General features: G+C 48.5%; 23 protein-coding genes and 1 tRNA gene. 22 read left to right on the forward strand and 2 right to left on the reverse strand.

Going from position 1 to position 24,704, the window contains the following annotated elements; all coding sequences use genetic code 11:
• Window positions 1-11: 11 nt before the first annotated feature.
• The 14 genes from IPK84_05055 (at window position 12) to IPK84_05120 (ending at window position 13,764) form a co-directional block, all read left to right on the forward strand.
• Window positions 12-1,283 carry a S41 family peptidase gene (locus IPK84_05055; protein QQS15699.1) on the forward strand — a complete coding sequence of 424 codons (1,272 nt, stop codon included), beginning with the start codon at window positions 12-14 and terminating at the stop codon, window positions 1,281-1,283.
• Window positions 1,284-1,447: 164 nt separating this feature from the next.
• The gene (locus IPK84_05060; protein QQS15700.1) at window positions 1,448-2,011 is read left to right on the forward strand and encodes a hypothetical protein; all 564 of its coding nucleotides are present in this window, start codon (window positions 1,448-1,450) and stop codon (window positions 2,009-2,011) included.
• A gap of 34 nt (window positions 2,012-2,045) precedes the next feature.
• Window positions 2,046-2,723: a CYTH domain-containing protein gene (locus IPK84_05065; GenBank protein QQS15701.1), complete on the forward strand. Its 678-nt coding sequence runs from the start codon at window positions 2,046-2,048 to the stop codon at window positions 2,721-2,723.
• Between the two features lie 38 nt (window positions 2,724-2,761).
• Window positions 2,762-3,349: a dCTP deaminase gene (gene dcd / locus IPK84_05070; GenBank protein ID QQS15702.1), complete on the forward strand. Its 588-nt coding sequence runs from the start codon at window positions 2,762-2,764 to the stop codon at window positions 3,347-3,349.
• Window positions 3,350-3,355: 6 nt separating this feature from the next.
• The gene (locus IPK84_05075; GenBank protein ID QQS15703.1) at window positions 3,356-3,955 is read left to right on the forward strand and encodes an HD domain-containing protein; all 600 of its coding nucleotides are present in this window, start codon (window positions 3,356-3,358) and stop codon (window positions 3,953-3,955) included.
• Window positions 3,952-4,947: a thymidylate synthase gene (locus IPK84_05080; GenBank protein ID QQS15704.1), complete on the forward strand. Its 996-nt coding sequence runs from the start codon at window positions 3,952-3,954 to the stop codon at window positions 4,945-4,947. The genes IPK84_05075 and IPK84_05080 overlap by 4 nt, the downstream gene beginning before the upstream one ends.
• A gap of 397 nt (window positions 4,948-5,344) precedes the next feature.
• Window positions 5,345-5,833 carry a dihydrofolate reductase gene (locus IPK84_05085; protein ID QQS15705.1) on the forward strand — a complete coding sequence of 163 codons (489 nt, stop codon included), beginning with the start codon at window positions 5,345-5,347 and terminating at the stop codon, window positions 5,831-5,833.
• Between the two features lie 44 nt (window positions 5,834-5,877).
• Window positions 5,878-7,041 carry a glycosyltransferase family 4 protein gene (locus IPK84_05090; GenBank protein QQS15706.1) on the forward strand — a complete coding sequence of 388 codons (1,164 nt, stop codon included), beginning with the start codon at window positions 5,878-5,880 and terminating at the stop codon, window positions 7,039-7,041.
• A 41-nt stretch (window positions 7,042-7,082) separates the two neighbouring features.
• A complete protein-coding gene (locus IPK84_05095; protein ID QQS15707.1) occupies window positions 7,083-8,705 on the forward strand; it encodes an O-antigen ligase family protein in 1,623 nt (540 codons plus the stop codon).
• 28 nt (window positions 8,706-8,733) lie between these two features.
• Entirely contained in the window at window positions 8,734-10,635 is a 1,902-nt protein-coding gene (gene mrdA, locus IPK84_05100; protein QQS15708.1) for a penicillin-binding protein 2, read from the forward strand.
• 118 nt (window positions 10,636-10,753) lie between these two features.
• Complete coding sequence (gene greA, locus IPK84_05105) at window positions 10,754-11,212, forward strand: transcription elongation factor GreA (protein QQS15709.1); 459 nt, start codon at window positions 10,754-10,756, stop codon at window positions 11,210-11,212.
• 323 nt (window positions 11,213-11,535) lie between these two features.
• Window positions 11,536-12,090: a response regulator gene (locus IPK84_05110; protein ID QQS15710.1), complete on the forward strand. Its 555-nt coding sequence runs from the start codon at window positions 11,536-11,538 to the stop codon at window positions 12,088-12,090.
• Between the two features lie 37 nt (window positions 12,091-12,127).
• Window positions 12,128-12,919: an undecaprenyl-diphosphate phosphatase gene (locus tag IPK84_05115; GenBank protein QQS15711.1), complete on the forward strand. Its 792-nt coding sequence runs from the start codon at window positions 12,128-12,130 to the stop codon at window positions 12,917-12,919.
• Entirely contained in the window at window positions 12,916-13,764 is an 849-nt protein-coding gene (locus IPK84_05120) for a bifunctional 5,10-methylenetetrahydrofolate dehydrogenase/5,10-methenyltetrahydrofolate cyclohydrolase (protein ID QQS15712.1), read from the forward strand. Before IPK84_05115 ends, IPK84_05120 begins: the two co-directional genes overlap by 4 nt.
• A gap of 57 nt (window positions 13,765-13,821) precedes the next feature.
• Here IPK84_05120 and IPK84_05125 read toward each other — a convergent pair whose 3' ends face one another.
• Window positions 13,822-14,265, reverse strand: coding sequence for a hypothetical protein (locus IPK84_05125; GenBank protein QQS15713.1), 444 nt, complete (start codon window positions 14,263-14,265; stop codon window positions 13,822-13,824).
• A tRNA-Leu gene (locus tag IPK84_05130) sits at window positions 14,239-14,322 on the reverse strand. Before IPK84_05130 ends, IPK84_05125 begins: the two co-directional genes overlap by 27 nt.
• Before the next feature lie 103 nt (window positions 14,323-14,425).
• On the opposite strand from IPK84_05130, the gene IPK84_05135 reads away from it, so the two are divergent.
• The 8 genes from IPK84_05135 to IPK84_05170 all read left to right on the forward strand — a co-directional run bounded on the left by IPK84_05135 (window position 14,426) and on the right by IPK84_05170 (window position 24,584).
• On the forward strand, window positions 14,426-15,199 hold the full coding sequence (locus tag IPK84_05135; GenBank protein ID QQS15714.1) for a ParA family protein: 774 nt from the start codon (window positions 14,426-14,428) through the stop codon (window positions 15,197-15,199).
• A 141-nt stretch (window positions 15,200-15,340) separates the two neighbouring features.
• The gene (locus IPK84_05140; protein QQS15715.1) at window positions 15,341-17,647 is read left to right on the forward strand and encodes an AAA family ATPase; all 2,307 of its coding nucleotides are present in this window, start codon (window positions 15,341-15,343) and stop codon (window positions 17,645-17,647) included.
• The gene (lysS, locus tag IPK84_05145; protein ID QQS15716.1) at window positions 17,577-19,622 is read left to right on the forward strand and encodes a lysine--tRNA ligase; all 2,046 of its coding nucleotides are present in this window, start codon (window positions 17,577-17,579) and stop codon (window positions 19,620-19,622) included. The genes IPK84_05140 and lysS overlap by 71 nt, the downstream gene beginning before the upstream one ends.
• Window positions 19,623-19,678: 56 nt before the next feature.
• A complete protein-coding gene (locus tag IPK84_05150) occupies window positions 19,679-19,858 on the forward strand; it encodes a hypothetical protein (protein QQS15717.1) in 180 nt (59 codons plus the stop codon).
• A gap of 45 nt (window positions 19,859-19,903) precedes the next feature.
• Window positions 19,904-22,420, forward strand: coding sequence for a hypothetical protein (locus tag IPK84_05155; GenBank protein QQS15718.1), 2,517 nt, complete (start codon window positions 19,904-19,906; stop codon window positions 22,418-22,420).
• 106 nt (window positions 22,421-22,526) lie between these two features.
• Window positions 22,527-22,811: a hypothetical protein gene (locus IPK84_05160; GenBank protein ID QQS15719.1), complete on the forward strand. Its 285-nt coding sequence runs from the start codon at window positions 22,527-22,529 to the stop codon at window positions 22,809-22,811.
• A complete protein-coding gene (locus IPK84_05165; GenBank protein ID QQS15720.1) occupies window positions 22,808-24,409 on the forward strand; it encodes a hypothetical protein in 1,602 nt (533 codons plus the stop codon). The genes IPK84_05160 and IPK84_05165 overlap by 4 nt, the downstream gene beginning before the upstream one ends.
• A gap of 37 nt (window positions 24,410-24,446) precedes the next feature.
• A complete protein-coding gene (locus IPK84_05170; GenBank protein ID QQS15721.1) occupies window positions 24,447-24,584 on the forward strand; it encodes a hypothetical protein in 138 nt (45 codons plus the stop codon).
• Window positions 24,585-24,704: the final 120 nt, after the last annotated feature.

The raw sequence follows: 24,704 nt of genomic DNA on the forward strand, positions 1-24,704 counted from the left end.
CTTGTTCCGGTATGGATGAAATGTCGTCGGAAGTTGAGAATAAGAGTGAGAGAAAGAAACGATCATCAGTCGCTCGGGTTTTTTTCATTGCTTTTTTGATGGCGGTTTCCTATGTTGTTGGGGTCGAGCGGGGACAGATGCGAGAAGTTTCGGACGAATCATCGACATTTTCGTTGCCGGCAACATCGATATTTTCTTCTGCTAAAAGTTCAGATCGTCCCGATTTAAGTGTTTTCTGGAAAACCTGGGACTTGGTCCATGATCGATTTGTTGATCGCGATCACCTTGACTCAACGACGCTTCTCTATGGCGCGATCAAAGGAATGCTCGCGGCGACCGATGATCCCTACACCACCTTTTTCGATCCGGAAGAGAACAAATCTTTCCAAGAAGATATCGCGGGGAGTTTTGAAGGAATCGGCGCCGAGATTGGGATGAAGAATAAAATTCTGACAATTGTTGCTCCGCTTGACGATAGTCCGGCACAGAAGGCTGGCATTCGATCGGGCGATATGATCGTCAAGATAGATGATGAAAGTACGGCGGAGATGGGTATAGAGGAGGCGGTGAAGAAAATGCGTGGACCAAAAGGAACAGATGTAAAGCTGACGGTTTTCCGCGAAGGAGAAAAGGAAACGCGCGATATTACAGTGCATCGAGGGACTATCACTATAAAAAGCGTGAAGCTGGAGTGGAAAGGGGATGATATCGCGATCGTGAAAATCAATCAATTTGGAGAAGAGACGACGGATGAATTTACAGCGGCAGTGAGAGAAATTCGGTCGCGATCGACGCGTGGCATTGTCCTTGACCTTCGCGATGATCCGGGCGGGCTTCTTGATGCGGCAGTGGATATCGGAAGCTTTATGATTCCTAAGGGAAAGCCGGTGGTACTCGAAGAAGATAGCGAGAAGAATCGTGAAACGCTTTCAACGCGCGGTGGCGATGTTTTGAGCGGCATACCGACAGTTGTACTTATCAATGAGGGATCGGCGAGTGCAGCTGAAATTCTTTCGGCGGCGCTTCGTGAGAATCGCGACAATGTGACTCTTATCGGTGAGACGTCATTCGGCAAGGGCTCTGTTCAGGAATTACTCCCTGTTTCGAAAGACGCATCGCTCAAGGTGACGGTCGCGCGCTGGCTCACGCCCAATGGCGAACAGATTAACAAGATTGGCATCAAGCCGGATATCGAAGTTGAACGTACGAACGATGACTTCGAAGCCGATCGCGATCCTCAAATGGACAAAGCTCTCGAAGTAGTGAATGAAAAAGCGAAGTAGGCAATAGGTGGTGCCACAGAATGTTGAGTTTTAAAGATATTCAATGGGTAGTCCCTGGCGCCGGGGGCTATCTATTTTTCTAAAGATGTCCTGCGAAGGGTTTTAGTGTATACTCTAAAAGGCTCTTTTGGGAGGGGTTGGTGTGGCTGGCATATATTCTGCGTATGCATGATGCGACAGTGATCGGACTCGTGGGGGAAGGTGGCTCCGGGAAGGATATGGTTGCCGGATACTTGGAGCGTCGTTACAGTGTGGTGCCGCTTCGCTTTTCCGATCCGATCAAGGAGCTTTTGCGGTTGTTCTTTGACCAGCCGAGCCGGGAGGATCAGTCGTGGGTGGGGAGCACGTTCAAGGAACGCTTTGGCCGCGATATATTCATACAGGCGGTTGATCGTCGTATACGCGCCGCCGGTACCGGCGTCTTTTCCATAAACGGCATTCGCTATGCGGAAGACGCCGATTTTGTCCGATCATTTGCAAGGCATGCCGTTATTTATGTGACAGCAGATCAGCGTCTTCGCTGGGAGCGCTCACGACGGCGCGGAGAGAAATCGGATGATATGATGGACCTTGAGACATTCCGCCGATTAGAGTCGACACTTGAAACAGAGAAAGATATCGGAGAGATCGGAAAGTGCGCCGACTATATCGTCCGCAATGAGGGAACATCCGATGAACTGTTTGTTGCTATTGATGGGATTGTGAATGAGATCTTAGCGCATGCATAGAGCGTCTTCGTAGAAAAATTCAGAACAAAAACCTATGGCGCATTTTGAAATAGAGATTAAGAGTCTCTTGGGGGAGAAAGAACATGCCGAGGATCTCAAGGAGAGGTTGAAAAAACTTCCTGAGCCGGCGCGTTTTGTTCGGAAAAGTTCGCAGTTGAATCACTACTTTCTGGTCGGGAATTGGGAGGAATTTCTTCAGAGTATTCAAGTGTATTTGTCCGGAGAGCATTTTGACCATTTGCATCGGATTGTTCGGGAGGGAAAGAATCACTCGGTTCGGACACGGCAATCGGACGGGAAAATGCTTTTTGTGGTGAAGGCATCCCTTGATGATATGACGAGTTCTAACGGTGTTTCCCGTATGGAATTTGAAGAAGAAACACCGGATCTTTCACTTGAGAAATTGGATGCATTGCTTCTCGAATCCGGATTCCAATACCAGGCAAAGTGGTCGCGTGATCGAGAAGAGTATAAAGCGGGAAATGTCTCCGTGTGCCTTGATCGGAATGCTGGATATGGATATGTGGCTGAGTTTGAAAAAATTGTACATGATGCGAACGAAGCAGACGGTGCGAAGAAAGAACTTCTGGAATTTATGGATGGACTTGGCGTCAAAGAACTTCCGCAGGATCGCCTTGAAAGGATGTTTGCCTACTACAATGAACACTGGCCTGAATATTATGGAACGGACAAAATATTTGTGATCGAATAATTCCAGCAGTCTCTTTCAACCGATTTTCAGAAACGACTATGTATCTCTCTGACAAAGACATTCTTGCGGCAGTAAAGAAGAAAGACATTACCTTGCGTGGATTTGACGCGAATCGCTTGCAGCCGGCAAGTTATGATGTGATTCTGGATAATAAGTTTATCGTGACGGATGCGTATACTACGCTGGTCATTGATCCGGAAAAGAAAATCTTTCCGAAGACGAAAGAACATCATGTAAAAGAAGGCGAAGCGTTCTATCTCTATCCGGGCGAAACGGTGCTGGGGCGCGTTAGGGACTTTGTTGGGAGCAAAACCTATCTTATCCAGATTTCCGGAAAGTCGAGTCTCGCGCGTATCGGGCTCGTGGTGCACAATACCGCTGGGCTTATAAACCCGGGGCATTACCTCAATATTACGCTGGAGCTTTCGAATATAAATCGTATGCCGATCGTGCTTCGTCCGGGTATGCAGATAGCGCAGCTGGTTTTTTCGCCGCTTTCGACGCCGGTATCGCATGACTACAGCGAAACCGGTCGGTTTCATGAGAATAACTGGGAGAACTTCAAAGCGCCAAAAAGGGAAGCTGCAGCGGTAAAAACAAAACAAAGTAGAAAGAGGAATAAGTAATCGTCTATGTTTTCAGAGCCCGAACAGGATATTATTGAGCGTTCGAAACAGTTTGTAAAGGATTCTTTCGTTGCACATCCGCATTTTAGTTTTAACGACTGGAGTGTAATGTACAACCATAGCTGCACAGTCGCCTCTTTTGCTGGAATGATTGGAGCGAATGTTGTATGCGATAAATTACTTGTGATACTTGGAGCTCTGTTGCACGACATTGGGAAAACATATGAAGCAGATGAGGAGACTTTGCATTTTGAACATGAATCCTTCAATCTCATTGTTGCTGAGCCGTTTCTGGAAACATTAGGGTTATCTCCTGAACGATTGGAGAGACTGAAGCGACTTGTTTCTTATCAAGACAAAGAAGGTGTTGAGATGAAAGTTATAAAAGATGCTGATGCTATTGCCTTGCCTGCAGACAAGCGGCTTTCTATGCTCTATATCGAATGGGCTGTTAAAGAAGGTTTGAGAAACTCTATTGAAAGGAAAATCCGAAAATTCGACAAACTTCATTTTGAACTGAGTAAAGAAATTGGAAAACCACTGTTTAGTCGAATGAAGCAAGATTGGGATGAGTATCGGAGAACAATTAATGCAAAATCATTATGAAAAAGCATCCTGAGTATCAATACCTCGATCTCCTGAAAGATATATTGAAGAACGGTGTATGGCAGGAAGATAAAGGGACTGGTGATCGCACCAAGAGTGTCTTTGGACGGCAGATTCGTTTTGATCTTTCGGAAGGATTCCCCCTTCTTACTACCAAAAAAACTTACTGGAAAGGAATCGTGTATGAACTTGCTTGGTTTTTGTCTGGGCAGGCGAATATTCGGTTTCTAGTCGAAAATGGTGTGCACATTTGGGATGACTATCCTTATCGGCTGTATCGAGAACGGATGGAAAAAGAACATCTTCCCGAAATAACGAAAGAAGAATTTGTCGAGAAGATTAAAACTGATCTTTCTTTTTCAAAGAAGTTTGGAGAATTGCGGAATATTTATGGCGAGATGTGGCGGCGGTGGCCAGCGAAAGATGGTCGAACTATTGATCAGCTACGATGGGCGGTAGAAGAGATTACTCGTGACTCGGATTGTCATAATGCAATTGTAACGTCATGGAATCCAGAATATCTCTACACTATGGCGAAACCGGAAGAGGCGCTTCGATTTCCGATTTGCCATAATATGTATCAGTTGAATGTAAAGAATCGTCGTGTCTCACTTCATTTGTATCAACGGTCGGCGGATATCTTTCTTGGTGTCCCGTTTAATATTGCGAGCTATGCGCTCTTGACGTTTCTTATCGCCAAGGCGACTGGGTATAAACCGGGAGAATTTGTTCATACTTTTGGCGATGCGCATATATATGAGGATCATATGGATCAAGTGAAAGAGCAACTGCAACGGAAGCCGCTTCCGTTTCCGAAAGTGAGAATAAGCTCAACGTTTCGGGGCATAGATGATTTTCATCCAGAACAGGTAAAGTTGGTTGGGTATCAGTCACATTCTCCTCTTAAAGCGCGTATGGCTCTAGTTGGCGGGGTGAGTTCAAAATCATGGAAAGCCTATGCCAAAAAGTCAAAGAAGGAAAATAAGAGGTAAATGAAAACCTCCCCGGTGTTTTGGGAAGGTTTGGTTGGAGATGGATCTCCTGTTTACTGAGGATCTTTAGCTTCTTGTTCTTGAGTTATTAGAAAATCCTCAAGCAACATGAGGATAAGGAAAAAACCTAGGGCAGTAATTGCTAGGATAGCTATGAGAAGTTTCTCGAGCATAGGCGTGCTTTCGGTTGTTGGGGTAAACATTGTCATTCCCCCAAGAATCAGCACTGCGAAGAGATAGACTGTGGAAGCTCTCGATTGCCACTTTGTACTCATTGCCATTGTTTCTACCTTGCTTCGGATTATTGAATGACTGCTATAGTGACCCCTACTGCGACCACGCAATATCAATTTTGGTTATACTGTGTCAATCCTACAAGGTATTTTCAAAACTCTATATGATCAGCATTATCGTTGCAATTGGCGAGGGGAATAGGGTGATCGGGGACAAGGGGAAATTGCCGTGGCATATTCCGGAAGATTTGAAGCGATTTAAGGCGCTCACAACAGGGCATCCGATCATCATGGGGCGGAATACGTTTCTTTCGATTGGGCGGGTGCTTCCGAATCGGACGAATATCGTGCTCTCGGACATGGAATGGCTGGACGCGCCGGATGGTATCGTGATTGTGCGGTCTTTGGAAAATGCACTGGAAAAGGCGAAGAGTGCTCCGGGGAGTGAGGAGATATTTGTGATTGGCGGCGGCATGGTGTATGGGCAAGCGCTTTCGTGTGCCGACCGGCTCTATCTCACGCTTATTCATGGTGATTTCCATGGCGATGCGTTTTTTCCGGAGTATGAGAAAATATTTTCGAAAGTGATGAGCCGAGAAGCACGGGAATCAGAGGGCTTCCGGTATGAGTTCTTGGTGTTGGAGCGCGAGTAATTCTTCTATTCCGTGCTACAATGGAGGCATCATAAAGTATTGCTATGCGTGTCGGTATCAATGCGTCGTTTGCGCGGAAACCGGATACTGGAATCGGGCAAGTGACGTTGAATTTCTTGCACAAGGTTTCGGAGAGTTCTCGTGTGGAATTTATTCTGTATCTTGAAGAAGAACTTCCAAACGGGATAAACATTCCGAAACATTTTCAAACACGGGTGACGCTGCCATTTTGGAAGCGCGATGATCTGGTGCGAAAGTGGTGGTGGGAACGGTGTCTTGTGCCGAAGCAGGCGAAGCGCGACGGCTGCGATGTGTTTATCAGTCTCTATCAGTCGGCGACGGTGATGCCGAAGAGTATTCGGCATATCATGCTGGTGCACGATATTATTCCGAAACTTTTCCCTCAGTATCTCAACAATTGGCGGAAGCGATATTATTGGAAATCGGTCGAGCACGGCATTCGGCATGCAGATAAACTCTATGCAGTGTCGTCGCACACGGAGAAAGATTTGATACGGCATCTCGGCATCGCGCCGTCGTCCGTGTCGGTGAATCGTATCGATGTCGACCCGATATTCAAGCGAGCAGCAACTTCGGAGCGAAGCGCAGAGGTAATGCGGAAGTACCGTCTCTCGCCGGGCTATCTCTATTTCGGCGGCGGACTCGAGTGGCGCAAGAATGCCGAGGGCGTGCTTCGTGCGTACCGCGCACTTCTTGATCGGGAAAAGTCCGATCATCTGGCCCCTCCGACGCCGCCCCTGGTTGTTTCCGGGAAGCTCATGCCGGAGCTCTCGCCGCTCGTGACGGATGTCGAGCGCCTGGTGAAGGATTTGGATCTTCTGCCGTATGTCCGCATTCTTGATTCGGTGCCGCAGCGTGATCTGCCGGCGCTCTATGTGGGAGCAAAGCTTTTCCTGTACCCATCGCTCTACGAAGGGTTTGGGCTGCCGGTCTTGGAGGCGATGAGTGTGGGGACGCCGGTTGTAACATCGAAGAGCTCGTCGCTTCCCGAGGTGGGAAAAGATGCGGTACTCTATTGTCGTCCGGATGATGTGGAGGACATTGCATCGACAGTTCGAAATGCGCTCTCCCATCGGGAAATTCGAGAGATGCTCTCCAAACGTGGCAGGGAACGGTCCGCACTCTTCTCGTGGAATGAATTCTCCAGGAAGTTGCTTCGATCGGCTATCGGAGGCGTTGATACCTGAACATGCATGCAACAGGTTCTTCTCTCTCAAAACATATGTTTATGATTCGCATGACTGAGGGGGTGCTGTTGTTGGGCGCCTTTTTGGTTTCAATACTACTCTTTTTCTTTGGAAATTCCCAAGTCTTTCCTCTGGGTATAACGGACTTTATTTTCTTTTCCATCTTGGCATTTTTCTTTGCGCTCTACCGTCCTGGGTGGGCATTTTTGATATTTCTCGCACTCCTTCCATTTGAGATGGTTGATATTTCACCGGGGGTGTTGCCTCTTTCTCTCCGACCGTACCAACTTCTTTCCGGTGTCATATTGCTCTCGATGGGCATTCGATTTGCGACGAAGCGACTTCCGTTTCCGATCATGCGTTTCCGATGGTTTGACACTCTACCGATCATCTTCGGTATAGGAGGAGTTCTTTCTATAAGTTGTTCCGCTGATGTGCCGAGTGCCGCTAAGCAAGCAGTCGTCGTATTCTCTTTTGTAGCGATATATTTCCTCTCGCGGCAATTCTTGGGAGGAGCGCGCGATGCGCGTCGCATAGTGCTCTTCCTGGTGCTTTCTTCGGTAGGTACGGCACTTTTTGCGTTGTGGCAGAGCGTTCGCTTCACTGCCGGACACGCCGCTTTTGAGGTAATGCCCGGGCGTCCGAATGCATTCTTCTCCGAGCCGGATTGGCTCGGTATGTTCTTTATTCTTTCGGGAACGATTGCGCTCGCATTGCTTTTTCTTGATCTCACTCGAAATAGGGTGACGGAAGGAGAGATGCTCTCGGGGCATCTGTTGAGTGACCGGTGTCGGAGAACTTTCAGGCAGTCTGCAGTGCTCCTCTTGTCGTTTGCTTTTCTGGCACTTTCTTGGACTGGAATCTTGCTGACCGTGGCTCGGAGTGCTTGGGTTGGATTTGCTCTGTCTTCATTTCTCTTTCCGATGCTCCTGCTTTGGGAAGACTCATGGCGTTTGCGTTCTTGGCAGTGGACGCGGATGGCGAAGGGATATGTCATTATCGCCCTGTCTTTTGTGGCGGCGATTTTGGTGATACGAGGGTTTCGACTGACGACCTTCGACCTTACGGATCGGGCTGGGAGTACTGCGTCGGGGCAACAAGAAATTACGGTTTCCTGCGATACGTCTGGGGTATTGCCGAAGAGTATTGAGAGTGTTTCCGAGCTGGCCTCCTATGGCTGTCGATTTATCCGATTGGAAGATATGAACGCCGAACAGGCTGCGGGGAAATTCGTGACGACGGTATTCCGTCCCGACCCGAGTATTGAAGCTCGACGGGCTATCTCACAGAAAACGACAGAGATACTTGTCTCGCACTGGCTCTTCGGTATCGGATGGGGTGGCATCGGGAATATTCTTGGAACGGATGACCGAGGCGCGTCGCTCAATGCGAGCAACGCCTTTCTCGAGGCGTGGCTCGGCGGCGGATTGATAAGTGCGCTTTCCTTCTTGATGCTGTGGACGCTGGTCCCGCTGTATGCTCTCCGGAGATTCTTTGTCAGTGCGCGAGAGTCCGATCAAGGTTCGTACCGCGCCATCGCAGTGTTTTTCCTTCTCTCATGGGTCGGTTTTACAGTGTTTAATCTTTTCAATTCCGGCATATTGCTGGGTTTTGTGTGGGTGTGGTTGGGAGGTATCGGAATAATAGCGGTGCGGGAGAAATAGGGTATAATGGAGTTCCTTGTTATATTCTATGAGTCTCTTTGGGAATTCTTCACGGTACCGCGGCATGGAAATCGACGATGCGGTACTGACCATAACCGAGAAAGATGCGGCTCGGCTCGAAGCGCCGTTGCATCGCGGACTGGCGCGGTGGCTCCAAGTATTTTTTGCGAGCGTTCTTGTGTTGCTCGGAGCACGGGTCTTTTTCTTGAACGTAGTGAAGGGGGGATACTATCAAGATGTTGCCGTGCGGAACAGCGTGCGAAATGTGCTGCTCTCCGCACCGCGCGGGCTTATTTTCGATCGGTATGGAAAACAGCTTGTGCGCAATGTTCCGAGTATGGAACTTCTTGCGACGCCGGCGGATCTTCCGAAGACGGAAGGGGATCGTCGCGCTCTTGTCGAACGTCTGCGGAATATTATCGCCTTTGATTCGGATGAGTGGTCGTCTGCGATTCAGTCGGCGGGCGGCACGTTTTCTCTGCCGATTGTGCTTAAGAGTTCGCTTACGCAGGACGAGGTGCTTCTCTTTTCGGCGCGAGCAGTGGAGTTTCCTGGCATATCGCTTGAGAGATCCGCTGTGCGCGAATACCAAGACGGATTGATCTTTTCGCATATCTTGGGATATGAGGGGAAGATCCGCAAGGAAGAACTTGATAAATATCCGGAATATCTGCCCATTGATTCCATTGGAAAGCAGGGCATTGAAAAGAGCTACGAATCGGAACTTCGCGGGAAGCGCGGCGCTGATCGGGTCGAAGTGGATTCTCGCGGAGCAATCAAAAAGGCACTCGGCGTATTCGATCCGGAACCGGGAAATGATCTTATTCTGAATATCGATGCCGATCTTCAGAAGAGACTCTTCGATAGTTTGAGTTCGGCGCTTGAAAAGGCGGACTTGCGGAAAGGCGCGGCCGTTGCGATTGACCCGCGTGACGGAAGTGTCTTGGCACTCGTGAGTCTTCCATCGTTCGACAATAATCTCTTTGCAGGAGGGATTGATTCGGTGAATTATACTGAGCTGATCGGCGATGATGCGCTCCCTTTGTTTAATCGGGCGCTTGCCGGTGAGTACCCGCCCGGATCGACGATTAAGCCATTTTTGGCGAGCGCGGCGCTTGCTGAGGGAGTAGTGACGCCAAGTACGCAGATAGAAAGCCGTGGCGGAATTACCGTGGCAGGATTCTCGTTTGGCGATTGGAAAGCTCACGGGTTTACCGATGTCCGCCACGCAATCGCCGTATCAAGCGACGTGTATTTCTACAGCGTCGGCGGCGGGTATGGGAATATCCGCGGACTTGGCATGGAAAAAATGAATGAATATGAAGAGCGATTCGGATTTGGATCGGAAACGGGGATTGATATTTCCGGGGAGAAAAGGGGGCTTCTGCCGACGGCTGCTTGGAAAGAAAACAAAATAGGTGAGCGGTGGTATATCGGCGACACCTACCATGCATCGATCGGACAGGGGTTTGTATTGGCAACGCCCATACAGTTGGCAAATGCGACAGCGGCCATTGCAAATGGCGGAACACTATGGAAGCCGAGAGTGGTCGGTCAAATCCGTTCTCGTGACGGAACTATGCAAGCGGTGGCGCCCGAAGCTCTTCGCCGAAACGTGATCGACCCGTCGATTCTCAAGATAGTCCGTGAGGGCATGCGTATGACCGTGACGGAAAATGTTGGGACGGCGCAGTCGCTTGCGAGTTTGCCGGTTGCTGTTGCCGGGAAGACGGGAACAGCACAATTTGGCGCTGAGAAGAAAACTCATGGATGGTTCGAATCGTTTGCTCCTTATGACCATCCAACCATCGCCCTGGTTGTCTTGGTCGAGGGGCAGGAGAACGAAGGCTATTTCGCTGTCCCGGTAACGAAGGAGGTGTTTTCGTGGTACTTCACTGAAGGCAAGGGGAAAGAGGTGGAAAAAGAATGACAATTTCTTTCGACAGAGCCGATATTGACAATGCCGGGCGCTCTGCTATCATTGGTGGCATTGCGCGTCTCTTTTGGCGCCCATAAAACAAAATTAAGCGAATAATTCGAACAGATGTATGGCGAAAATATTGACGAAAGACGGACTCAAAAAACTCCAAGAAGAACTCGAAGAACGCAAAGTAGTTGTGCGTCAGCGTATCGCGTCTGCTATCAAAGAAGCGAAAGAACAAGGCGATCTCTCTGAGAATGCCGAATACAGCGAAGCGAAACAAGAGCAGGCTGAGAATGAAGCTCGGATTGCTGAGCTCGAAGCTTCACTCAAAGATGCGGTCGTCGCGCGTCACAATAGCCAGGCATCCGGTGTGCAGATCGGATCGGTCGTGAAGACGCTTCTGCGCGGCAAAGAGATGGCATTCACTATTGTGGGATCGAATGAGGTGGATCCGTCCGCCGGAAAAATTTCCCACGAGTCTCCGCTTGGAAAAGCTTTCCTCAACAAAGAAAAAGGCGCTCGCGTTTCCGTTGAAACACCCGCCGGAAGCATGGAATACGAAATCTTGGAAATTGCGTCGTAGATGTGTGTTTCTGTAGAGCTCGGGTTTACGTGAAGGAAGGGAGATAAAACATGATTTGGTTCATGTTCCCCGTCAGCAAGAATTTGCCTTGGCGGGTTCTCCGTTTTGTATCTATTGCCGGGAATTTTAGCGGGAGCTCTCATTTCAATTCCGAAATTCTCAACATCTCCTCTGTCCAAACCGAGCAGGTTCGCAGAAGGTTCATTTCTCAATTCGGTGGATTTTGCCTCTCGGAGAGTTCCTTGGTATACTTTTCTCTGTACTGGCGGGACTTTAAGGGGCATCCAGGGCTCGAGGTGTAAATAAATTTTTAATACATAAATATGGAGCAGACATTCAAAATGCTTTTGGTGGATGATGATGTGGATACGCGGAGCTTGTATGCGGAGGTGTTCCGTGCGGCGGGCTTTGAGGTGCGAGAGGCGAAGGATGGACTTGAGGGTCTTGAAATGGCAACAGCGGAACGACCGGATGTAGTGTTTACCGGTATTATCATGCCTCGCATGGACGGCTTTGCGTTGACGGAAGCTCTGCGAAGCAATGTGACTATGGCTTCGATTCCCATTGCATTCTCCTCGCACTTGGGGCGACAAGAAGATCAAAAGCGCGCAAAAGATCTTGGCGTTGATGATTTCATCGTGCGCGATGTAGTGACGCCCAATGAGGTAGTGGTGCGCATCCAATCTCTCGTTTCGCATAGCGAGTATATGCTTGCTTTCGATATCCGCGCACTTGATGCTCAGAAGTTGGCAGCGGATCTTCGCTTGAATGCAAACTTCGTTTGTTCGGAAAATGGCGGTCGGCAGTTTGCGCTCCGTCTCAAAGTGAAAAACGCTTCAACGCGAACATTTGAAGCTGAGCTAGTCTGTATCCCGTGATTTCAGGAGTTTTGTTTGATTTTTTTCTCCTCTTCTCATGGATACCAGCATTACTCAGGCACTTCTTCTCGGAGTAGTTCAGGGACTTTCCGAGTTTCTTCCCATATCGAGTTCGGGACATCTGGTGATTTTTCCGTGGCTTTTTGGGTTTTCGGATCCGGGGCTCTCGTTCGATGTGGCGCTTCATGCTGGAACACTTATCGCTGTTCTCGGATATTTCTGGAGGGACTGGTGCAATATCTTCCATCTTCGTGATGATATGCCGGAATATCGTGCTTTGCCGAAAGCGTTGCTTTTCCTGGTGATAGCGACGATTCCGGGTGCAATAGCAGGTGCTCTTTTGGAGAAGGAGGCGGAAACAGTGTTCCGCAACCCGCTTCTCATTGCGGCAACGCTGTTCATCTTTGGGGCGCTTCTCTTGATTACCGATCTCTTCGGGCGAAAGACGCGCACTTTGGAAACAGTGACGCTGAGAGATGCTCTTGCTATCGGATGTGCTCAGGCGCTTGCTATTGTGCCGGGCGTCTCGCGTTCGGGCATTACGATTACGGCGGCGCTTGCTCGTGGCATTGATCGAGCATCTGCTGCTCGCTTCTCGTTTCTTCTCTCGACCCCGATAATTTTTGCAGCGCTTCTTGCCAATATGTCGCCGCTTCTCTCGGCGGGCGTCACTTTGCCTTTTGCGGTTGGCGTGCTTTCCTCGGCGGTTTCCGGGTATCTTGCCATATTCTCGCTTATACGATTTGTCGAACGGGCGAGTTACCAGGTATTCTTCTGGTATCGCGTAGCAATCGCGCTCCTTATTGTATTTTTCTTCTTTTTCGTATGAAACTCATTGAAGGGAAACCAATAGCGGAAGATATTTTGAGTCGTTTGGAGAAAGAGGTAAAAGAAGAGCGTCTTCGGCCCGGACTCGGCGTGATCTTGGTCGGTGATGATGCTGCGTCACACCTTTATGTGACGCTCAAAGAGCGTGCTGCCGAACGTATCGGAATACGCGTCGAAAAGAAATTTTTCCTGGAAAATGCTGCGCAGTCGGATATCGAGCAGGCGATCGACGTGTTCAATGGAGATAGCTCTATCCACGGAATTCTCGTGCAGGTGCCACTCCCGGCACATCTTGATACCGAGGCGATTATCAATCGCATGAGTCTCGAGAAAGATGTTGACGGGTTTCATCCGGAAAATGAGCGGCGATTTCTCGCTGGGGAGCCGGCTTTGTTTCCTGTCTTTCCTCGAGCGATACTCGAGCTTATCCGCGCGGCGCACGAACCGATGGAAGGGAAGAATGCGGTAGTTATCGGAAACTCATACCGGTTTGGCAATATGATGTGTCGGGTACTCTCTCGTGAGAGTGTGCGGGCAAAGCATATCCCTTGTGTCGAGTGTTCGTCTGATCAAGGGCTCTCTGAACTGAAACAAGCGGATATCGTCGTCTCTGCCTGCGGGAAGAAACAAACGATCACCGGGAACATGCTGAAGGCTGGCGCTATCGTTATCGATGGCGGCATTGTAAAGAACGGTGCGTGTGTCTTTGGCGATGTCGATCGTGCCAGTGTCGAAGGGATTGAAGGATTTCTTTCGCCCGTCCCCGGAGGTGTCGGCCCGGTCACAATCGCCTGTCTCCTCAGTAATGTTGTTGAGGCCGCGAAACGACAGGTTGAAAAAATATAGAATGAATCGAGAATAAAAAGCACGGCACGCAAGTGTGCCGTGGTAGTGAAGCGCAGTTTATTGCTGACAAAAGAGGCGGATTGCCTGAAAGATTTCTTCCGAGAAGACCTCTCTTGTAAAGGAAGTGAATACCGGGAGATTATTTCCATCGTTGATGTATTCTCCCGTCTCTACAGTGAATCCGGCTGTCGGGTTGCGCGATATTCGAACGGTAACGCCCGATGGAAGTTGACGCTCTCCGATCCGTCGCTGTTCGTAGTCTTCGTACACCGCTTTTCTTCTTGCGAGTCCGGCATGGTATGCCGGGCATGTGTTATCACAAAGTATACCTCCGTATCCGAGGCAGGAATCTCCCCGTTGAGGAATACACATGGTATCTCGAGCTTGCTTGAGAGCTTCTTGAAAATTCACAGGCAACACCTCCGAGGAAGTAGTATTTCTGTATTGGGAATGAACGTCTTTTGCCAATTCCGGTGCCGATGGCGGGAGTTGAACCCGCATGGGCTTGCGCCCACACGATTTTGAGTCGTGCGTGTCTGCCAGTTCCACCACATCGGCATTCAAAAACAACCGAAATCCCGGCATTGAAGCCCGGTCTTGAATGGAGTATACTGAAAAAGTCCTGATACTCCAAATTCGTCGTACACAACGCTTCTTTCTTATGGCAAAAGTAGTCACGCTTGTCAATCAAAAAGGCGGGGTCGGCAAGACGACTTCGACCATCAATATCGCTCGGTATTTGGCAGATTCCGGGAAACGTGTGCTTCTTATCGATCTTGATCCGCAAGCAAATGCATCTTCCGGCATCGGCGTTGATTCGCGATCGCTCGAAAAGACACTCTACCACGCGCTTCTGCTTGGAGAACGATTGGAAAACGTTGTCTTGGCGACTCCGACCGAGAATCAGCATCTCCTCCCGTCTTCGCAGGATCTCGCGGGTGCCGAGGTAGAGATGATGAATATTGAAGGTCGTGAGTATCTGCTTTCAAAGCTCGTCGCGCGTCTTCGCCCGTACTACGACTACATACTTATAGACAGTCCGCCGTCTCTGGGGCTTCTCACGGTGAACGGACTTACTGCGAGCGATGAGGTGATTATTCCGGTGCAGACTGAATACTATGCGCTCGAAGGTTTGAGTCAATTGCTCTCGACGGTGGATCTTGTGCGCGAACGATTGCGTCCCGATCTCAAAATTATGGGCGCGCTTCTCACGCTCTATGACCGTCGGAATCGACTTGCGCGACAGGTAGTGCAGGAGGTGACGGATCATTTCCCCGGACCTGTTTTCAAGAGTGTTATCCCGCGTTCGATTCGACTTGCCGAAGCGCCGTCTTATGGCAAGTCCATCCTCGACTTCGACGCTTTCTCGAAAGGAGCTCGCTCCTACAAGGCCGTCGTCCGAGAAATTCTCGAACGCGAACGTGAGGGGAAATAGACTCATTTCAAACTTTTTCATTTTCAAGTATTTTTATTTGCGCCGGTTTTTGGGAGTTACTTGCAGAGATCTCCGCTTTGTTGAAGTGGCTATTGAATGAACGCAAAGGAGATGATAGATCGGTTCTAAAGAGTGTCTCGTATGTTTCTCAAACGGATCGAAATTTCGGGGTTTAAGTCGTTTGCACGGAAAACAGTGTTGGAGTTTTCCGGCGAGAAAGGGAGTTTCCCGCTTACGGCGATTGTCGGACCGAATGGTTCCGGAAAATCAAATGTTGCCGATGCGATACGTTGGACTATCGGCGAACAATCAGCGAAGCATCTGCGCGGCAAGAAGAGTGAAGATGTAATCTTTGCCGGGACAGGTACAAAAGCGCGGCTGGGGAGTGCGTCGGTTTCGTTGTTCTTTGACAATAGCGACAAAAAAATCCCGGTTGAATATGTGGAAGTTGTCGTAACGCGCCGGCTTTTTCGAGATGGCGAGAGCGAATATCTCATCAATGGCTCCCGGGTACGACTCTTGGATGTGACGGATTTGTTGGCTCAAGCATCGATCGGAAAAGATAGCTATTCGGTTATCACCCAAGGCATGTCGGATGCGGTCTTGTCCGCATCGCCCCTCGAGCGGCGTATGATGCTGGAAGAAGCCGCGGGCGTGAAACAGTATCGTTTGGAGAAAGAGCGGTCGCTCCGGAAATTGGAATCGACACGGGAGAACCTCGTGCGGGTGGATGCGCTCCTTGTTGAGATCGAACCGCATCTCAAGAATCTGAAGAGGCAGGCCGAGAGGGCGTCGCGCGGCGCGGAGGTAGCAGCATCGCTTCGTGAGAAACAAGTTCGGCGGTTTGCGTTTTTATGGCACGCATTTGAAAAAGAGCGGAGAGAGTTTGAAGGAACATTTGAGGCAGACTCCCTTCGTCTTCGTGATATGGAACAGCAATCCGAAGCAGTCAATCGTGATCTTATCGAAGAATCGAAACGGATTGAAACGCCCAAGACAGAAACTCATGGTCGGGACATTCGCGTACTTCGCGAATCACTCTACGGCGTGGAGCGGGAGTTGTCGGTGGTTCTGGGAAAGTGCGAAGTGGAAGAAGAGCGCCGTAAGCCTCGCGAGGTGGTAGAAAGTGTCGCCGTTGATCGGGAATTTGTGCGGAAGCATCTCGCCGAGATCCGTTCGCATCAGGAGAAACTTATTGATCGGCTTTCGCATGTCGAATCGCTCGATGAGCTGCAGGAATTGCGCGAATTGGCACACGTCATTCAGACGCGTCTCTCGGAGCTTCACGGGCATGCCGGTGCCGGGACGGTGGTCACCAAACATACCGTTGAACTTTCGGCGGAAGAGTTGCATAAAAGTGATGGACGGCTTGATGCACTCCGCCAAGAAGAATCTCGTCTTTCAGAGAAGAAAGCGACTCTTCAAGGAGAGATATCCGCAGAAGAAAAACGTTCTGAAGAAGCGATGAAGCGTCTCGAGGAAAGTCGTCGGAAATTCTTCGAACTTGAGCGAAAGGCGCGCGATATTCAAGCAGAGATGAACCGTCTGAAGGATGCTGAAAATGAACGCAAGGTGCGTCGTGCGCGCGTCGAAGTCCGTGAGGAAGATCTGACGAAAGAGATTCTCGAAGAACTTCATGTGAAGCCGGAAGAGCTGGTATGGGATGGCGAGGCGATCGATGCGGATAAGTTCGAACGCGACATTATCCGACTCAAGGTGGAGCTTGAGCATATCGGCGGTATCGATCCTCTGGTAGTTGAAGAATACGCAGAAACAGAGAAACGATTCTCATTTCTTACGACAGAATCAGCGGATCTCAAGAAAGCGGCTCAATCGCTCCGTCACGTGATTCGAGAAATGGATGACAGAATCCATGTCGCATTCGAATCGGCATGGAAAGAAGTTCATCGCGAGTTCGATCGCTATTTCAAAATCATATTCGGCGGCGGCGAAGCGAAACTTCTGAAGGTTCCCATAGAACGTCGCGGAAGTGCGGGACCGGTCGATGGTATTTCGGAAGATGATGCCTCTGATGTGTCCAATGATACCGATATCGAGCCTGAATACGGAAGACGAGAGACTGATATTGGCATTGATATTGCCGCCTCGCCACCGGGAAAGAAAATAGCGAATCTCGCGATGCTCTCTGGCGGGGAGCGGTCGCTCACGGCGCTCGCGCTTCTTTTTGCAATTATTTCTCACAACCCGCCGCCTTTTTCCGTGCTCGACGAGGTGGAAGCGGCGCTCGATGAAGCGAATTCAAAACGCTTCAGCGATCTCTTGTCCGAGCTTTCGGAGCGGACCCAATTTATCGCCATCACGCACAATCGCGAGACGATGCGTCGCGCATCCATTCTCTATGGTGTCACCATGGGAGATGACGGCATCTCCAAAATTCTCTCCGTCCGCCTCGATCAAATCGGCATTGGCGGAAAGATACGGGAGTAGCGGTATTTTCTTGCCAGCGGGAGTGGAATTCGATAGAGTGGGGGCAGTGTTTATTAGGTTGATTGTTTCTGAAATTATGCGCGAAGATATCGTGTTTGCTCGGAGGGAAAAATTGGATCGGGTGACATCGGAAGTTGGCGATGCGTTTCCGGAGGAGTCGCACCGGACACATACGAATGTCGAAGCGCTTTCCGATTTTGAATCGCTCGCGGAAAAAGAAATACAAGTGTCGCTCGTTGGACGGGTCAGGTCTCTTCGAAGCATGGGAAAAATCGCTTTTGCGCATATCGAGGATGAAAGCGGCAAGATGCAGATCTTCATACGGAGGGGCGCGCTTTCAAACGAATTGTTCTCGCTGTTTGTCGATGGTGTCGACGTGGGGGATTTTATCGAAGCGACGGGGACGCTTTTCACTACCAAGCAGAATGAGAAGACACTCGCGGTTTCGACATGGCGAATGCTTTCGAAATCTCTGCGTCCCATGCCGTCAGAGTTCTACGGACTCAAAGATGAAGAAGAATTGTTGCGGCGGCGCTATCTCGACCTCGCAATGAATCCGGAAACAAGAGAACTCTTTCGTAAGAAATCCATCTTCTGGCAGACCATTCGGAATTTCCTTGCCGAAGAAAACTTTCTCGAAGTGCAGACGCCGGTTCTGGAGCATGTGCCGGGCGGCGCTGAAGCTGAGCCGTTCGTGACACATCATAATGCGCTTGACCAGGATTTCTACCTGCGCATTTCGCTGGAGCTTCCTTTGAAGCGTCTCTTGGTCGGCGGATATGAGCGCGTGTTTGAAATCGGGCGCGTTTTCCGCAACGAAGGCATTGACCGCGAGCATTTGCAGGAGTTCGACCACATGGAATTTTATGCCGCCTATGCGGATATGAAGACGGGCATGGAACTGGTGGAGCAGCTCTATCGACTTATCGTCGAGCGCGTGACGGGTAACGTAAAGACTGTTTGGAATGATGAAACAATTGATTGGCAGAAGCCTTTCGAGAGAGTGGATTATTTCACCGCATTCAAAAAAGAAACCGGCATCGATCTTTCGGAAGATATAACCATTGAGACTTTGAAGCGGAAATCGGACGAACTGGGAATCAAGTATGAATCGTCATACGGGAAGGGGAGAATGATTGATACGATCTATAAAAAGACAGTGCGAAAGAAACTCATTCAGCCGTGCTTTTTGGTGGGGCATCCGATCGAGGTGTCGCCCTTGGCAAAGCGCGATCCGAAGTCGCCAAACAAAACGCTTCGCTTCCAGCCGATTGCGTGCGCAAGCGAACTCGGGAACGGTTTTGCAGAGCTTAATGACCCAATAGATCAGCGATCACGCTTCGAGGAACAAATGAAGCTGCGTGAGAGTGGTGATGTCGAAGCGCAGCAGCTTGACGAAGATTTCCTCGAAGCACTTGAATATGGCATGCCCCCCGCTTGTGGCTTCGGCATGAGCGAGCGTTTCTTTGCTATCCTTATGAATCGCTCCGTGCGCGAGACAGTCATTTTTCCTCCGATGAGAGACAAAGAACTGGATAAAAAACAAGGAAAGAAAACATTGCAAATAGCGGTGGCTATTATCAACACGGGAATTGGATTGAAACCCTGGCAAGAACTGAATACGATAGCACATCTGAATGCTGCATTTGGAGCGAGAATTGGAAAGAGTCTATTCTTTCAAGACGAGATTACAACGGAAGATAATCAAAAAATAAAGCTGAATATCCAACACGCTATCATTATTAAAACGGTTCCATCAAATAATGTAATGCAATTGCTTGTAAGAAATGCGAAGGAACAACACGTAGAAGTTTCCGAGTTTACCGCTGAAATGTTGGAAACGACGAATGATAAGAAGGTTATCGATCTTACCCAGAAGAAAGAGCTGAAAGATGTACAATATTTGGGGGCACTTTTATTTGGGGAAAAAGAACTCGTTGAGAAACTCACTCAAGGGTTTGACCTGCATGAATAGTTTTTAACTAATGGGGTTTTCTATTGATGCAATGAATATATTTTTGTTAGGATGACATGAATAAAGATCAAGAAAAAGAAATTCAAAAGAAGTTTGACGAGATTTTGACGGAGGCGGAACGAAAAATTTCGGAGCTTGAAAAAAGTCGTGACGTGCTTGTCGCTGACATTGCTGAACAGGCACGGCTTGCTGCAGTTGAGCGGCTGAAGAAAGGTATTTCCGGACCAAGTAATTGAAATTATCTCGATGGGCGGTGAAATGATGCTTTATAACGCTGACTTATGACGGTGCCATTGATGCGCGCACTTGAGAGTGCGACTCTTGGAAAAAATACGGAGAGCATCTCCAAAGAAGGAGAAGGAAAAGAGGAGAAAGAAGAGATAGGAAATGATCGCAATGTAGAAGATAAACAAAGCGAGGAAAGATTTAAGGAAAGAGCCGTGGCGATTGATGATCGTACGGAAGAACTTTCCGTCGAGAGTGTAAAAAACAGAGTGCGTGCGTGTTCCTCGGGTGTGAGTGAATTGGATATGGAAAAAGCGCTCGCCGGAAAGACGAGCGAGGAGATAAAAAGAATTGAAAACGAGTCAAGGCAGGTAGCTTCCGGTGTTGTTACGGAGAGTCTGGGCTATTTAAAGGAGATGCTGAGCAATGTTCCCGGATCGGCGAAAAGAGTTGTTGAGGGGATCGGTTCTGCGGCGGCGCATCCTGTCCGGACGGTTCACGAAACTTTCGATCTTATTTTCACCGTTCTTTCTGGGAAGCTTGAAGGGATGTTGGGATACGAAAATCTCCCTGAGCAACAAGCGCTTGAGAAGATGCAATTGGACTTTGGGAAAACGCATGGATCAATTTCTGCGGAACTCGAGACTTTTAAAAAAGATCCTGTGGGGGAAGGGCTCGCTATTGCGAGTATCGTGACGGGAGGTGTGGGTATAGCTCGCAAGGCAGCTGGTTTTGCTGGGAAAATGGGGTCCGCTGGGAGGGTTGCGGAAATCGAGCAAGCGGGAGCGATTGTCCGTACGGGAGAAGGCGTGACAAAAGCGGAACAAGCGGTATCGAGGGGTGTCCCTGTCGAAGAAACGGCGAATACTGCCTTTTCTGCTGAAAAGATAATAGGGAAAGCCGGTGGCAAGGGGGAATTTCCGGGATCTGTTTCTCTCGAAGCGAAAGTCGCTACCCTTGGTGCGGAGGGGAAGAATCTCAATCGTATCAGAGAGGTAGAAGAGGTTTTGCCGGACGCTGAGTTTCCAGTGGAAACAGCTGATGTTCCTGTAAGTATGAATGCTACGAAAGACATTTCGCGTATCGGCGCTATTGAAAAAGCGGGAGCTCTGGGCGGAGCGGTGAAGTCGGGAGAGATGAGCGGCCTAAGATCTGAAGAGGTGGAATCAAAGAAAGAAAAATTTTTAACGGGAGAAGAACGACAGGACATTCGATCTTTCAGCAAACGGTTCGCGCCTTTTCGGAGGGATGAGCTAGCTCAAAATATTCGCGACCAGCGAAGAACTGATCGTCAGGAAAGGGCAAAAGTAACTGAAGAAAACGAAGGTCGAGACAGAAAACGTGAGGAAATCTCGACTGATATCGAAGCACTGAAAATTCGGCAGTCTGAACTTGAAAAGACCGTTAGTGAAATTGAGCTGTCGATCCGTTCCGATAAGTCACGATTATTCTCTCGAATCCAAGAGTTTTTCGGAAGAAAGAATCTTAAGAGAGAAAGGACGTTGGAAACAACCCAAGAACAATTGGATCAGGTTCAGAATGAAATCGAAGAAAAGAACAAGCTCTTGGGCGAAATGCAAGATATTCTTTTTGAAGAAACGCATCTTGAAAAAGCAAAAAGTGCATTAGAAGAGTTTTATGGTCGTCAGAGAGACATCAAGACAATGTATGAGTCGGAGAGTGATATTCGGGATGTTGAGAGTATTTCAAGGAAGTATAATACACTCTTCGTGCACTCTATGCCGGAGAGCAGCGTGTTTCAGAAAGGTACAGGGGTAAATAATCCAGGGATAAACACTGGAGAGGATTTTGGTGCCAAGGAAAGAGTGAATTTAATTCGTGGTATTAAGCCGACCATTTCAACCTCGACATTGGAGAATTTAGATTATGAGACAAGTAAGCGCGACGAGATGTACCAAGCCGGCGTTATTATTGGAGGTGGTCGAGTCGTGAGTGCCTATCGAGGAGATGCTGCAACTCTTACGCACAGTCTATTTTCAAAGAAAGCGAAATACGATAGAAATCCTTTTTTGAGTGACACGAGTATACAGAATGATATTGAGGGAAGAATAGACGACGCTATAAATAAACGATTTCCCGAGTCACCAGCAGCTGGCAAGAGAGTCTTGTCTGAAGAGGCATTGGGAAGAAGTGGTAATCCTGTTAATATAGACGGGTCTGGATATGCATATGGATGGAACGAGCTGGTTGTTGAAGATCCAAAAATTTCCGGTTTATATATACGAGAGGGGTTTCACTTTGATCCATGGAAATACGTTGATTTAAGCGAAAGGCTTAACATCCCCTTGTACTTTTTGGGAACGGGAGGAGAGATTCGAAAATGGGATGAGGAATGGTTGTTATCACAAGCCGGATTTGAAAGTTGGGAATTTGAAGACCGCATGAGAAAATCATCTTTTGATGAGATTATGAATTCAACTCCAAATGTCACTCAAGAAGAGAGGCTAGATATAATTGATGACCTTCTGAAAGGAAGTATTCTTCGCGGAGAGAAGTTTTCTCGAGAAGTTCAGAATATGAAACGTGCTTTTAAACAGCGAACGGTAAAGTAATATATTCATGTGAGGTTTTTTGTATATATACGAAGTTTTATCCATATTGCTATTCTACTTGTGTCGCCCTCGCCATTCTCTATTCAATAACTCTCTTTTGCTCCCTATGCTTGATATTCAATATATTCGTGAGAAGAAAGATGTGGTTGCGAAGGCGGCAGCTAACAAGGGATTGTCGCTTGATGTGGAGCGGCTCTTGGCTGTTGATGCGGAGCGCATTTTGCTTCTGCAAGACACTGAGGAACTCAAGTCTATCAAGAATGATCTGAATGATCTCATGGCAAAGGCGACGCCAAAAGAGCGGTCGGAAATTATCGCGCGGGGAACAACAGTGCTTGATCAATTGATCAAAATGAAGAATATGATCTTTCGGAAGAGCTTTCGCTTTTGAGGAAAAATTTTCAGGTGCGCGAGGGACAGACGGTCAAAGAACATTTCGAGGAAACATTCTTAAAGAGAATCGGTATAAAGGACATAGAGGGTGCTATGGCGTACATCGAGGAACGGAAGCGTCAGACGGACACGCGCAATAGATCATCCGTGCTTGATGGTTCTGTGCTGATAATGTCAAGCGATCTCATCAAGGGGTTCGATTCTCGCTTCCTTGACAAACTGCTTGATCGCGGGTTCGTTTCGCCGGAATTTGTCGGTGCGGAGACGCACGATGCAAAAACAAAATTAAAGCAGGGCGATTCGACGCCGTGGGATACCGATCTTGAGCGAGTAAAAGGAACGAGTATTTCTGAAGCGCTTGAGAGATCTTCTCTGGCGGATGGCTATGGCGATGTTGTTGCCGTTATTCGAAATCGAGGGCAATTCAATGAGACAAAGATTGGCGAACCGGCGATTGATGACGGTCGGATGGAACTTTTTGAAAGTGGTGTTATCAGGTCCGATCATATGGGCATCCGGACCGGATTTGGATCCACTGAAATCGATGCTCTTATTGCGAAGGGAGAAGTATCTGAAAGGAGTATGGATGATATTCGCTTTTCGATTGCTAAAAAAGGCTTCTATATTCCCGTTGTTGACCGTTCCGGTCGCGTGATTTTTATGCCCGGAGAATTTGACGAATACCGAAAAATATTCCGAGGTCTTGACCGGTATCACGGAGATCCGATGAGCGTGAGTGAAGATTGGAGGCAATCGCCACATGTAAACGAGATAGAGTCCATCGCTCAAACGAAAGAAAATATCGCGTACCTTGAGAGTGCTGGAGGCGCTCTTTGCGATGAGCTCAAAGGGCTCCTTGCGGAATCAGGCATAGCTTTGCGCGCGGAGAAATTTGATGATGGAGTTGCCGGCGCGGTCGTGATCGATACCGGATCGACCGGTCGTGGCGCCGCGCTTGATGGCAATATTGACTTTGATTTTGTGCTCAAGGTGAACGATAATGATTTTGAAAAAGCAAAAGTGGCGGTGGAAAAAATGAAAGACTGGTATCCATTGGATACCTCATACGAGGTAAACGGTATGCGAACGTACCGCTTCAAGGGTTTTGAACGCGATGGCAAGCATATTGATCTGGACGTGAGCGTGGTGAGAAAATCTGATTCCGAAAGTATGGATGCGAACGAGGCGATATCGAGAAAATATGAATCGATACGGAAAAACTTCGGAGAAGAAGTCCTGCTGGATGTTTTGAGCAATGTGCGGTTTGCAAAAAAGAAATTGAAAGAAGCTGGCTGTTACAAGAAAGGTATTGATCGAAGTGCGGGACAAGAGGGTGGGCTTGGCGGTATTGGTGTCGAGACATGGATATTGAAACACGATGGAGATGCTGTGCGGGCATTTACGGATTTTTACGGAAATGCATATGAGAATGGAGGTCTTCTTTCTTTCGAAAACTTCAAGAAAAAGTATAAAGTTTTTGGCGCAGGCAAAAATATTCGCGGTGATACTCGTTCGGAAAATTTTGTTGAGAAAATGGATGAGGTAGGATATTTAAAAATGGCCGAAGTGGCAAAGTCGATAGTTGAAATGAAGTAACAAGTATACAGCGCTCGAAAAGAAGGAATTTAACACAGTGATTCATGAAAAAGGTGTTGGACATCATGTGAAGGGGGTTTCCGAGGGTGCTGATGAAATCATTGTATTTGAGCCGGAGGATGTATGGATTGTTCGAAAAGAATCGTTGGTGGACATAGTAATGGAGAAAAATTGAAAGGTTCAGATTGTTTTGGTGCACCCATGTGTTATAAGGGAACCTTCTATAAAAGACGAAATGGGCATTTCATTGGAACTTGTCCTTTAGATAGAAAAAGGAAGAATTGTGCTTTTGAGC

This window comes from Candidatus Moraniibacteriota bacterium, assembly GCA_016699875.1.
GTDB lineage: Bacteria > Patescibacteriota > Minisyncoccia > Moranbacterales > UBA1568.